Below are 12,558 nucleotides of genomic sequence, written 5' to 3'. Positions count from 1 at the left end.
CGGAGATATCCGCTTTGCGAACAACCAGTCCGTTTCGCGAAGCAAAATGGCCGTGCGGCGCGGCGGCGATTGACAAGGCGGCGCGGCTGCGGGATTCGGCAGCTTGGTGAGGAAAGATCTGCTGTTGGACGACCATCTTCTCATACTCGATGTCGGCTCCTCGGCCCTGAAGGCGGTGATGTTCGACCGGTCCGGCGCCGTCGTGGCGGCGGGTTCGGCGGCGATCGCGACGCGCGGGGCCGGCCGCTCGGTGGAGCAGGATGTCGGGGACTGGTGGCAGGCGGCGCGGTCGGCGCTGGATGCCCTGCCGGCGCGCGAAACCATCGGCGCGGTGGCGCTCACCGGCTCCATGCAGAACCTCATCGCACTGGCCGAGGACGGAACGCCGGCCGGTCCGGCCATCCTTTACTCCGACCGCCGGCTCGATGCGGACGAGGTGGCGGCGCTGGGCGCCAAGTTGCCGGCCGACTATGCGGCCCGCACCGGCAACAAGCTCGACCCCGCGCACACGATCCTGAAGCTTTTGCGGCTCGACCGCTACCTGCCTGGATCTGCCGGCAGCGAGCGTCTCCTGTTCGGCGCCAAGGATGCGGTGATCCAGCGCATGACGGGGCGTTTCGTCGTCGACCCGACCACGGCGACGACGACGGGGCTCTTCAATATCCGCGACGGCGGCTGGGATGCGGATCTCGTCGCGGCCTCCGGCGTCGCGGCCGAACGCCTGCCCGACATCCTGCCGGCCAATGCCGTGGCCGGGGAGCTCGGCGCGGCGGCCGCGGCGGAGCTCGGACTGCGCGCCGGCATCCCCGTCTATAACGGCGCGGGCGACGGGGCCGCCGCGACCTGGGGCGCCTTCGCCGACCGGCCAGCTTCGGCCTATGTCTATCTCGGCACCACCGGCTGGGTGGCGGCGACAATGGCGCTCCGGGAAGCGAACCCGCCGCGCGACATCTACACGCTGGCCGACCCCATCCACGCCGACCGCGCCATTCTGATCTCGCCCTTCCTCAATGCCGGCTCCGCGCTCGAATGGCTTTCAGGCGTGACGGCGCTGCCGGTCGAGACGCTGCTGGAGCAGGCGGAGACGGAACATTCCGCACCGCTGTTCCTGCCCTATCTCGCCGGCGAGCGCGCGCCCTTCGACGACCAGGCGGTGCGCGGCGCCTTTCTCGGCCTCGACCGCAACCACCGGCCCGGCGCGTTGTGTCGCTCGGTGCTGGAAGGCATCGCCTTTGCCGTGCGCCACAATCTGGAGATGGCCGGCCTGCCGCCCTCGCCGCTGACCGTGATCGGCGGGGGCGCCAAGAGCCCGCTCTTGCGCCAGATGCTGGCCGACAGCCTCAGCCGCGCCGTGAGCTGGCCGCCGGCGAGCCGCGAAGTGCCGGCGCTCGGCGTCTATCGTATGGTGGCGCCGGAGCTCGGCTTCGCGCCGGTGGAACAGCATCTCGAGGCCGAGACGATCACGCCCCACCACGCCGAGCGCGCCGAGCGGCGCTACCGGGCCTATCTCGACGCCGCGGAATTCGCCCGCGGCCTCTCGCAGGCGCTCTCATGACATCTGGAGGAGAAGAAATGACAAAGACAATTCTGGCCGGCCTCGTCGCTACTCTCTTGACTACAGTAGCCCATGCCGAGGACGTGGCGGTGCTGACCCCCTATATCAGCTCGGTCGCCACCAACGAGATGGTCGAGACCTTCAAGACCGATGCCGAGGCCAAGGGCTGGTCGGTCAATGTGGTCGACACGCGCGGCGACTTCCAGCAGCTCGCCAGCCGTGTCGAGGACGTAACCAATGCCGGCGTCAAGGCGATCGTGCTGGTGAGCGTCGACCCCAACCAGATCGCCGACCAGGTGGCCGCGGCGGCTGAGAAGAAGATCCCGGTCTTCGCGCTGGACGGGGCGCTGGCTCCCGGGGTGACCGCCAACATCACCACCGACAATTTCGCGCTGGGCACAATCCTTTCCGACTATCTGTTCAAGCAGCTCGGCAACAAGGGCAACATCGTGAAATTCTTCCATTCGGCGCATCCCGGCGTGCGCCAGCGGGAGCTCGCGCTCGACAAGGCGCTGGCCGTCAGCCCCGACATCAAGGTGATCGCCGAGCATTATGTGCAGGTGCCCGGCCCGATCGACAATGCGCGGCTCGCCATGGAGACCTTCATCCGCCAGCATGGCGACCAGATCGACGGCGTGTGGGCCGCCTGGGACGAGCCGGCGATCGGCGCCCTGCTCGCCCAGCAGAGCGATGCGCCCGACGCCAAGATGGTGATCGCAGGCATCGACGGGAACCCGCAGGCGGTCGACCTGATCAAGCAGTGCAGCAACCTCGTCGCCACCGTGCGCCAGGATTTTCCGGGCATTGCGCGGGCGGCGGTGACGGAGATCGGCAATGTGATCGACGGCAAGCCGGTGAGCAAGCAGGAGATCTTTGTGGAGGCGACGGTGATCGATCGGAAGAGTCTTGGGGTGACTTGCGGGCAGTAGGTTGGAGGTGTTGAAGGTGAGCGCGACGTCCTCTCCCCCCTTGAGGGGGAGATGGGGGCAAAGCCCCCAGAGGGGGTTCGTGCGGCAGTGCTCGACCTCCAAACCAACGTCGAGCACTGCCGCAGCACCCCCCTCTGGCCGCTTTGCGGCCATCTCCCCCTCAAGGGGGGAGAGGGCGTTGTGCCATGCTCGACATCCGTGACCTCTCCAAGAGTTTCGGCGGCGTGGCCGCGCTGGACGGCGTTGCGCTGTCGGTCGCGGCGGGGCGGGTGCATGCGCTGCTCGGCGAGAACGGGGCCGGCAAGTCGACGCTGCTCAAATGCCTGTCGGGCGCGTTGAGGCCCGATCGCGGCGAGATGCGGCTCTCGGGCGAGAGCTTCGAACCGGCGAGCCCGCGCGATGCGGAAGCCGCCGGCCTGCGCTTCGTGCACCAGGAGCTGAATCTCGTGCCCGGCTTCACGGCTTACGAGAATGCCTTTGTCGGACGGCGCTACCCCAGGCGGTTCGGGCTGATCGACCGCAGGGCGATGCGGGCCCGGATGCGCGCGGTGCGCGACCGGCTCGGCCTCGACCTGCCGCTCGACGTGCCGGTGCGGCGGCTTTCGCTCAGCCAGCGCCAGCTGGTCGAGATCCTGCGTGCGCTGATGGACGACGCCAGGCTGCTGGTGCTCGACGAGCCGACGGCTTCGCTGAGCGAGGCGGAAGCCGCGACGCTGCGCGGCGTGGTGCGCAGCCTCGCCAAAGCGGGCTGTGCGGTCGTCTTCGTCTCGCACCGCATGGACGAGGTGTTCGAGCTGGCCGAGGATTTCACCGTGCTCAGGAACGGCCGGACCGTCGGCCAGGGCCGGCTCGCCGACACCGACCGCGACGGCATCGTGGCGATGATGGCGGGATCCGCCCTTTCGCATGAGCGCCCGGCGACGCCGCCCGCCGCGAGCGGGCCGGCCGTGCTGCGGCTCGACGGTTTCGCCGCCGGTCCGGGCCGCAGACGGATCGACCTCGGCGTCTCGGCCGGCGAGATCGTCGGGCTCTACGGCATCATCGGCGCCGGCCGTTCGAGCCTGCTGAAATCGATCTGGGGCGCCAGCCCCGAGGCGGTCGGCTCGATCACGCTCGCCGGCAAGCGGCTGCCGCCTTCCGGCATCGCCGAACGCATCGCGGCCGGCGTCGCCTTCGCCCCGGAGGATAGGCGCAGCACCGGGCTGATCATGGCCCATTCGGTGCTGGACAATGCGGTGCTGCCCAACCTTGCCAGCCATCGCGCCGTGCATTCGCTGCCCGTGCTTTCCCCGGGCTCGATGCGTCGCGGCGCCGAGGCGATGCTGGCGGCGACGGGGGTGAAATTCGGCCGGCTGTCGGACCGCATCGCCACGCTTTCCGGCGGCAACCAGCAGAAGGTGCTGATCGGCCGCTGGCTTTCCGACACGACGCGGCTGCTGCTGCTGGACGAACCGACGCGCGGGGTCGACGTGCGTTCCAAGGCGGAGATCCATGCGCTCTGCCGGGGGCTCGCCGCGAGAGGCACGCCGGTCGTTTTCGCCACTTCGGATATCGAGGAGCTGTTCATGCTGGCCGGCCGTATCGTGGTGCTGGCGCATGGGGCGGTGGTGCTGGATGCCCCTGCCGAGACGCTCGGCCGGCAGGACGTGCTGGCGGCGACGTTCAGCGAGGCGGGCGGGTGATGGGGATGCGGTTTGTGGCTGCCGGGATCGGGCGTCGGCGCCTGGGGCACCCCTCATCCGACTTCGCTTCGCGAAGCCACCTTCTCCCACAAGGGGAGAAGGGAAGGCTGCCGCAGCGTTTCTGCCAAACGTCAACGTTGGTGATTTGCAGGGCCGCCGAAGCCAGGCTCCTCCTTCTCCCCTTGTGGGAGAAGGTGGCCGCGCGAAGCGTGGTCGGATGAGGGGTACTTTCAGCAGCGCTTCCACAATGCATACACATCCAACCCACCCGGGAGGAAAACCAGCTTGGCCCTGACGACACGTTTCGGAACGCTTTTCGGGCTGATTGCGATCGTGGCGCTGTTTTCGGCGCTGTCGCCGGCGGGGTTTGCGCAATATTCCAACCTCATCAACATCACCCAGCAGATGTCGCTGCTGGCGATCGTGGCGCTGGGGGCGACCTATGTGATGGCGCTGGCGGAGTTCGATCTTTCGGTGGGCGCGGTGGTTTCCTGGGCCGGCATATTGGCGGTGACCCTGTTCGGCGCCGGCTGGGGCCTGCCGGCGACCGTCATCGTCACGCTTGCCTCCTCCTTTCTCATCGGCGGCGTGAGCGGCTTCATGGTGGCGCGCTTCCGCATGCCGAGCTTCATCGTGACGCTGGCCGTCGGCACCATCGTCGGCGGCGCCACCTTCTGGCTGAGCAACGGCGCGACCTTGTTCTCCGGCATCCCCGTGCCTTTCCGCGATCTCGGCCGCGGCTCGCTCGCCGGCATTCCGGTGCTGACGCTGTGGGCGCTGGCGATGGCGGCGCTTACCGTCTTCGTGCTCGACCATACCGAGCTCGGCCGGCGCATCCATGCGATCGGCGGCAACCGCGAGGCGGCGCGGCTGACCGGCGTGCCCATCATCCCCAACACGGCATGGGCCTTCGCGCTCTGCACGCTGTTCGCCGGGATCGCCGGGCTGCTGCTGACGGCGCGGCTGGGCAGCGCGCATCCGACCGGTGGCACCGGTTTTCTCTTGCAGGCCTATGCGGCGGCGTTCCTGGGCATGACGGCGTTTCGGAATGGGGAGGCAAACGCGCTGGGGACGGTGCTGGGTGCTGCGATCATCGCCGTGGCGGCGAACGGGCTGACGATCCTCGGGGTGCCGAATTATCTGCAGGATATCTTCACGGGGATGATCATCATCGCGGCGGTGCTGGTGCGGAATGTGGGGCGGGGTGGGGAGTGATATTCTCGCGGTAGTCGGTTAGCTCGGCGCGCTGCAGACCCCTCATCCGACCTCGCTTCGCGAGGCCACCTTCTGCCACAAGGGGAGAAGGGAACGCCCTGCGGGAACGCTTCCGCCAGTCGTCAACGTTGGCGATTTACAGAAGCGACAATGCCAAGCTCCGACCTTCTCCCCTTGTGGGAGAAGGTGGCCTCGCCCGCGAGGGCGAGGTCGGATGAGGGGTAACTTCCGCCCCACCCTCACCCTTCCGCCGCCGCCTTGGCCTTCTTCCGCGCCGGTGCCCGGCGGCGGGCGCGGGTGGGGAGCTTCAGGGGGACGGCGGGGGTGTCGGAGAGGGCGCCGGTGACGGCGTCGAGCATGCCTTGGGCGACGAAGTCGGCGTTGATGACGCCGGCCATTTCGACCAGCGCCTTGTTGTCGGAAGTACCGGCGTCGGACCAGTAGACGATGCCGACGCGCAGGCCGCGCCTTGCGCGTTTCAGGCGGCGCACGAGGAAGCGGGCGTGGTTCATGGAATCCATGTTGAGGAAGCCGATGACGATGGTGTCGACCTCCTTCAGGTCGAGGCTGCGGATGTTGCCCGGCTCGATCTCGGCGAAGCTCAGCCGCGACACGGTCGCGCCCTGCACTTCGAGCACCTGCGCCAGCATGGCGGCAGCGGCGTCGTCGAGCTCGCCGCGGCCGCCGGCGCAGCACACCGTCATGCCGGTGCCGTCGGGCAACTCCGCCTCCTCGGCAAGCCCGTTGTCCTCGTCGTCGGCCTCCTCCTCGTCGGCCTCTTCGCGGACGATGTCTTCGAGATTGGCGACCATGGTGAGCGCGCTCGACGCCATGCGCCGCCGCTCGGCCTCGGTCATCACCCCCCTCGCCCGGTCGTGCTCGCCGAGCAGCAGCGCGGGCACCGCCACGGTGCGGTAGAAATCGACGAGATAGCCTTCCTCCAGGAAATCCTCGGCATGGTCGGTGGCCTCGTCGGGGTCGCCGGCGAGCAGGCGCTGGTAGAGGCGCGCATGGGGCTCCAGCACCGGCTCGTTGCCGAACAGCACGTCGAGGAACTCGAACTGCGGCACATGCCTGCCCAGCACCACGAGGCAGACGGTGAGCGGCGTCGACAGCACCAGCCCGAGCGGCCCCCACAGCCAGGTCCAGAAGATGGCGGCGACGATGATGGCGAGCGGCGAGAGACCGGTGCGCGAGCCGTAGACATAGGGCTCGACGACATTGTTGATGACGAGTTCCATGACGATGAAGAGTGCGGCCGTCCACAGCACCAGCGACCAGCCCGGCGCCACGGCCACCGCCAGGAACAGCGGCAGCAGCATGGCGATGACGGGGCCGATGAAGGGCACGAAACGCAGCACCAGCGCCAGCAGCCCCCAGAGCGGCGCGTTGGGAATGCCGAGCAGCCAGAGCCCGATGGCGACGGGGATGGCATAGGCGGTGTTCACGAGGAGCTGCGCCAGGAGATATTGCCCGACCCGGCCTCCGGCATCCTCCAGCGCCTGGGTGGTTCGGTGGAGGTCGCCATAACCGACCAGCCGGATGAAGCGGTCGCGCAGGTCCTCCCGTTCGAGCAGCATGAAGATGACGACGACGATGATGAGGCCGGTGGTGGCGAGCGGCCCGAAGAGTGGGGTGAGCATGCTGAGCAGCACGTCGAGCGGCTTCTGGCGCGAGACGATCTCGACCGGCAGCGGCTCGCGCTCGGCCTCGCCGGTCGCGGCGGGCTGCTCCTCGGCCTCGATCTCCCGGCCGACACGCTCGATGACGCCGGTGAGCCTGTCGACGATGCCGCCCGAGGCGCCGGTATCCTTGAGCGTGCGGACCTTGGTGAGGATGTTGGACTGGTAGAGCGTGATGTTGTGCGCGAGCTCGGTGACCTGCACGGCCAGCACGAAGCTGAACAGCGCCACCGCCGCGAAGGCCGAAAAGACGCTGGCGACGACGGCGGCGATGCGGGGGATGCCGAACCGTCTCAGCCAGGCGACGACGGGCGCCAGCGCGAAGGTGAGCAGCAGCGCGACGGCGAGCGGCAGGAAGACTTCCCGGCCGAAATAGAGCGCGGCGATGACGGCGGCCGTTGCCGCGATGGTGGGCAGCGACATGCGCGTGGGCGGCGCTGCCAGAACATCGGCGAAAGGCGGGTCAGTGTCGCGACGATCGGCCACCTAGCTTGTCTCCGGCATCGGCGGGATTTGATCGTTCGGCTTTGTCGGGCACAAGGGGAAAAACCTCTCCATCCGCGCCTTCAACTCGCGCCGTGGGGACAAGTTCCGCACCGTCTTCGCCGTCGCGCGCCGCCTGCCGCCTGCGTTGACGTGAACAGCCTCCGCCCAGGCTCACGGAGCGGAGCACGCAAGCCCCTCCCGCGAAGCGGAATCTACAACCATGACGCGATCAGGCGCCGCAAGATCGCCGCGGGGCACGAAACCCCCTCGTCCTGTAAAGAACTGGATTTTTGCAGGACGAAGCCTGTTCCCGCCGCAGCCCGGAAATACAACCTATGGGAGCATTTCGCCCTCTGCAGCCAGGGCTTGGCGACGGCACCGCCTATGGCCGGCGAAGCTCCAGCGTTTCGCCGTCGGCCGGGATCAGCAGCTTCGAGGCTGGAACGCCCCTCGCCTCGGCGGCCCGGCGCAGATCGTCCCTCGTGACGGTGGCATGGTCGAGCGCCTCCATATGGGTGGCGACGACGGTTCCGCCAAAGCTCTCGCAGACCGCGACCGTCTGATCGGCATCCATGACGATGAGATCGCCGTTCCAGCGGGCGCCGCAGGAATGGGTGACGACGATATCGGGTTTCGTATCGCGGATGGTCTTTTCGACGGGCGGATAAAGCACGGTGTCGCCGGCCCAATAGACGGAGGGCTCGCCCTCGGCCTCGAGGCTGAAGCCGATGACCGGCCCCATGAGCTCGACCACCGGCCCGAGGCCGTGGCTGCCGTCGCGGCGCGTCAGCGTGATGCCGTTCCATTCGGCGCGGTCGGTGAGCGGCGTGACATCGGTGAACCCCGCCTCGCGGATCTTGCCCTTGTCGCCCGGCTGGCAGAAGAGCGGCAGGTGTTTCGGCACGCGCTCTTTGGCGACCGCGTCGAAATGATCCTGGTGCAGATGCGAGACGACAACCAGCTCGACGCCCTCGAGGATCTCGTCGATGCCGACCGGCAGCTCGACCATCGGGTTGGGCGAGCGGCCGGTAAAGGACGGCAGGCTGTGCTTTGGCGCAAGATAGGGATCGATCAGGATAGTGCGGCCGGCATAATCGAGCTTGAGAGTCGCGTTGCGGAAGAGCTGGAGTTTCATGGGAGTATCCGGAGATTTTGTCTGGGGAGATCGGAAGCGATCGTCACGGCAAATTCAAGCACCGATTACCTATAGGCGTCCCGCCTCGATGAGAGCGGAAGGCACGGACTTCGAAGCATGGGATGAGACGTCAGAAAATCGGATGAAAATGAGGGGACGTCAATGCGATCGAAGGTGGGTTATGAAGAAGTGATCGGTCGCCACGGGGTAGACGTATTCCATTCGGAAAGGCGCAGGGTAACAAACACGAGTCGGCCGCCATTGAATGCCTGGACTGTACACCGCGAATTCTCACCATAGGAGCATGTATTTAGATGAAACTAAGCTGGTCGGACGCAACCGCCCCCCAATGGAACCGCGCCGCTTCAACGTTGAGAGCAGCTAGTTCAGCTGCTAACACTGCCCACTAGACGTTCCGATTCAACCACTGATACCTGTGGGTATCAGATCCAAAGAAGTGCGCCGACAAGGGAGCGCGGCCAATGACGAAGACATTTTTCGACGGACGCAAAGTCTTCGATGCAGAAGATCTCCGCGGACCACGAGTCTATTCGACCGACCTTGCACCAAGTCTCTACAACGATGAAGATAGCATTCTCGTGACAGCCCGCGCATTGAAGATCAAGATTATTGCAAAGGGGCTTGTAACGTTAAACTGTGCTCACCTTGTCTCGCCATTGGCTGTTCGTTTATTTGAAAAGCATCCAGACCTATTTAAGGGTGAGGCTATTCTGCCTGCGTTCCGAACGGATAAGTCCGCATTGGCAGACTACGTCGAGGATATTGAGAGCTTTGAAAAAGCTGGGATCGGAAAGTCCCAGCTCGAGGAACATATCGCCCGGGTAGGAGAAGGCGTCCGCCGCGTCATGCCTTGGGAGCTAGCCGATGTTGGTGACCGTTTTCGAGAACTCATCGTGACAGGCCTTTCGAACGAGAGGTCTACTATCTCGCAAGAGCTGGACCGCCAGCATGGATATTCCCAGGGCGAAAGGGATCGCCTTGCTAAAGAGATAGCTGGCTTGAATTTTGGGGCTTCCGTCCACCTCAGAGATTATATTGCGCAGCTATCACCAGGCGTAAGGGCGCCCCTCAACCGTTTCAGCACTGCCTGTTACCATATGGTTGGCACCAGCGTAGTTCGGTGCGAAACAGGTATGGACCTCAATCCACTTTCTCACTTCAAAATGGAGGATGTTCTTCTCGCGGGACAGAGAGAGGAGCCCGAAAGCCTAACGGAGGAGGCGGTATTCCTGGATCTCTTCCTGGCGACTGCCTTGGACACTGTTCAATCCGCCGCATTCCCATCGCAGATCATTGATTCGCTCTCATTCGAGCATGCACATGCGCTAAGCAAAGCGCTCCGAGAAATCGGTTTCCAAGAAAAATACGACCAGATCATTCAGAGCTACCTGGATACCGCGGCGAAGACTGATAAGCGCGAAGCCCTTGAGAGTATTGATCCGGTTGCCATCAGCACCGCGGCATCGGAACTTGCCAGAGCTTTTGAGGTGGCAATCGTAGCAGAACTTCCGAACTATATGACTAAGGAAGCAACTGACGCAAAAGGCGAACTCTACCGGGCAGGAACCGATCTCGGGCGAGACCTCTTAGGGTTCGTTCCTTTCGTCGGGCAGGTCGTCTCGACGGCAGGGATACTAGTCAGCGGCTACAAACTGACGTCTGCGGCCGCAAGCGTGTATGATGCGAAAACTGCGCTCGCGGAGGCGCACACGCGAAGGAACCAAAGAATCCGTGCTGCCATCGACGGGTTGAAGGTTGGGGCGAGCAAAAAGGCCGAGCTACTCAGCGGCGTGGCTGCACTTTCTGACGTCCACACAGCCACAATTTCGAGGGCCTAACGCTGTTCAGTCATACCCCCGCTGCGCGAATGGAGGTACCTGATCCGTCAAGCCGAGCGTTAGAGTGGCCCACGCGACGAACTGGTTATAGTAGGCCGCCACCTCGCCGGAATCGATTTGCTCGTCTTTGGTTTCGTCTATCGGAGACAAGCCACATTCGATCTCGAAGCGGCGCCTGAACGAAGGCGATCGCCAGGCGCGATCCACAGCGACCCGCCAACTGCCGTTGAACGCCGGTCGCGACTTCTTGGTCTCATCGCTGCGTACGTGCATTCGACAACTCCGTTCCTGTTTTGATCTAAGGAAACAGGAGCCTTTTGTCAATCTTCCTCATGCCACCTTTCTCAGAGCGCGTGTACTCCTCACAGTGATCATGTGTATCTCGTCCGGTCGAGCGCCGCTGCGGCGCGCGATGACTCTACCGCCGAGTTTGGGCGACAGCGGTCGGACGACTTTTTGAAATCGGTGCTGAAATCGCGGACACTAGTCCCTGACTACGCTAACCGCTGAATAATCCTGTCCACTAGTGACTTTGCTGCGACTCTGTTTGCTGAGCACTCATAGATCAGGTTGAACATTTGTCGGTACGCCTCGCGCTTATCCTCCGCGATCATATCCAGCGGATCTATCGTGGCGCTACCACCGACCCGAGCGAGTTCAGCCTCGACGAGGGCGACCGTCGCTGACATCTCATCATGGAGACCCTCATCGATAGCGTCCGCATCCATTGCCTTGCGCATCCGGCCAATCGCTTGGCCCACGCGGCCTATTTCGGCGGCCCGTGCTCGGTCGGACGTGGCGCCCTGTTCGATGATCGCCAACCGCTCGGCTGCATCCTTCCTTGCGAGCTCGAATGCGCGCAACTTCGAACGAAGCATCGAACTTGTGCGGCAGCGTCGAGCGACATCGCGCCCGATCGGGGAGAGTTGATTCACGAGGTTCGCGTAGTGGGCGTTCGTCTCGAATTGATCTCGACGGCCATTGGGTACGATGCGCCGATCGAATATGTGCACCTCGCCGACCGCCCAGGAGTTGAACCTGCTTTCCGGGAAGATCTGCTCGAGGATCGTATGGTCCCCGACCTGAATGTTGCCCACCCGGACGCGCACGCCCTTGACTAGCGCTGAAGCGGGGATCGCCCCCTTGTAGTCGTGGTGTGCGAACCAGCCGAGCCCAGCGAGGCCGCCGTGCATACCGGGCAACTCGATCAGGGTGAGTTCGCCAATCTCGGTGGCACTCGCGCCAAGGTTGACCACGTCGCGATGCGGGCGAGTGATTGGCGCTCCTCCATCGATCGTCACCTCCAGCTCGCCAAGCGGCCCGGCAGCGCGCAGTGCATCCGCAATCGCGGCAGCGTGACGGAACTCGCTGGCGAACGGCACTGGTGCAACCTGCGCGAGGTAGGACTCGACGGCGTCGGGCGCGAGGAGACGGTCGCCGCGCTGGCGCACGATCCGTCCGATTTCGACCTCGAAAAAGCGGCTCGGCTCGTCACGGGCGGGCACCGCCCGAACGTCGACGACCGCCGCCACGACGGCCGCGAGATCACCTGAATCAGAGTCGGCAAGCGCAGCACGCAGGCGACGGCCGTCCCAGGTCACCTCCGTGACGACGTCCTCGCCCTGCGCGCGACTGCGGAACGACAGATACTGGGCGTAGCCGAGCGCGGCAAGGCGACCCACGCCGCGGAAGCCTCGCGCTTCGGTGCCGCGTTTGCTGCTGCCGCCAAGAGCAAGCAGGCGGTCAACGACCTCAGCTCGCGGGATCGCAACGCCATTGTCGCGGATTCGGACAATACGCGAGCCCTGGTCCAGGGTGATCTCGACGCGGCCGGGCTCATCGTTGGCGAGCAGTCCTCGACGCCGCGCGTCGTCGATCGAGTCCGCCGCATTCTGGAGATACTCGCGATATGCCGTCAGCGGCTCCACGTACATCGCGGACGAGACGAGTTCGAGGAGATCCTTGCCCACACGGATATCGTGGGCGGTCGGGTTTTCGCTATTGTGGGCCATGTC

General features: G+C 65.2%; 9 protein-coding genes. 5 read left to right on the top strand and 4 right to left on the bottom strand.

Translation table 11 applies throughout. From position 1 onward, the window contains the following. Positions 1-124: 124 nt before the first annotated feature. From JN280_RS18885 to JN280_RS18870, 4 genes are all read left to right on the top strand, one after another. On the top strand, positions 125-1,555 hold the full coding sequence (locus JN280_RS18885; RefSeq protein ID WP_202314261.1) for an FGGY family carbohydrate kinase: 1,431 nt from the start codon (positions 125-127) through the stop codon (positions 1,553-1,555). A 17-nt stretch (positions 1,556-1,572) separates the two neighbouring features. Beyond that, entirely contained in the window at positions 1,573-2,484 is a 912-nt protein-coding gene (locus JN280_RS18880; protein ID WP_202314259.1) for a sugar ABC transporter substrate-binding protein, read from the top strand. Between the two features lie 185 nt (positions 2,485-2,669). Beyond that, positions 2,670-4,166, top strand: coding sequence for a sugar ABC transporter ATP-binding protein (locus JN280_RS18875; protein WP_202314258.1), 1,497 nt, complete (start codon positions 2,670-2,672; stop codon positions 4,164-4,166). A gap of 285 nt (positions 4,167-4,451) precedes the next feature. Continuing rightward, on the top strand, positions 4,452-5,381 hold the full coding sequence (locus JN280_RS18870; protein ID WP_202314257.1) for an ABC transporter permease: 930 nt from the start codon (positions 4,452-4,454) through the stop codon (positions 5,379-5,381). A gap of 239 nt (positions 5,382-5,620) precedes the next feature. On the opposite strand, the gene JN280_RS18865 is transcribed toward JN280_RS18870, so the two are convergent. Together JN280_RS18865 and JN280_RS18860 are read right to left on the bottom strand one after the other, a co-directional pair. After that, a complete protein-coding gene (locus JN280_RS18865; protein ID WP_202314876.1) occupies positions 5,621-7,486 on the bottom strand; it encodes an AI-2E family transporter in 1,866 nt (621 codons plus the stop codon). A 445-nt stretch (positions 7,487-7,931) separates the two neighbouring features. Further along, a complete protein-coding gene (locus JN280_RS18860) occupies positions 7,932-8,684 on the bottom strand; it encodes an MBL fold metallo-hydrolase (RefSeq protein ID WP_202314256.1) in 753 nt (250 codons plus the stop codon). A gap of 482 nt (positions 8,685-9,166) precedes the next feature. On the opposite strand from JN280_RS18860, the gene JN280_RS18855 reads away from it, so the two are divergent. Further along, positions 9,167-10,543 (top strand): hypothetical protein, encoded by a 1,377-nt coding sequence (locus JN280_RS18855; protein WP_202314255.1) that lies wholly within the window; start codon positions 9,167-9,169, stop codon positions 10,541-10,543. Positions 10,544-10,549: 6 nt separating this feature from the next. Here JN280_RS18855 and JN280_RS18850 read toward each other — a convergent pair whose 3' ends face one another. Together JN280_RS18850 and JN280_RS18845 are read right to left on the bottom strand one after the other, a co-directional pair. Beyond that, entirely contained in the window at positions 10,550-10,816 is a 267-nt protein-coding gene (locus JN280_RS18850; protein WP_202314254.1) for a hypothetical protein, read from the bottom strand. Positions 10,817-11,037: 221 nt separating this feature from the next. Further along, a complete protein-coding gene (locus tag JN280_RS18845; protein ID WP_202314253.1) occupies positions 11,038-12,555 on the bottom strand; it encodes an ATP-binding protein in 1,518 nt (505 codons plus the stop codon). Positions 12,556-12,558: the final 3 nt, after the last annotated feature.

It is taken from the genome of Mesorhizobium sp. L-8-10, assembly GCF_016756635.1.
Classification (GTDB): domain Bacteria; phylum Pseudomonadota; class Alphaproteobacteria; order Rhizobiales; family Rhizobiaceae.
Note: the sequence above shows the minus strand (reverse complement) of the source record. Positions and strands in the feature narration are given on the sequence as shown.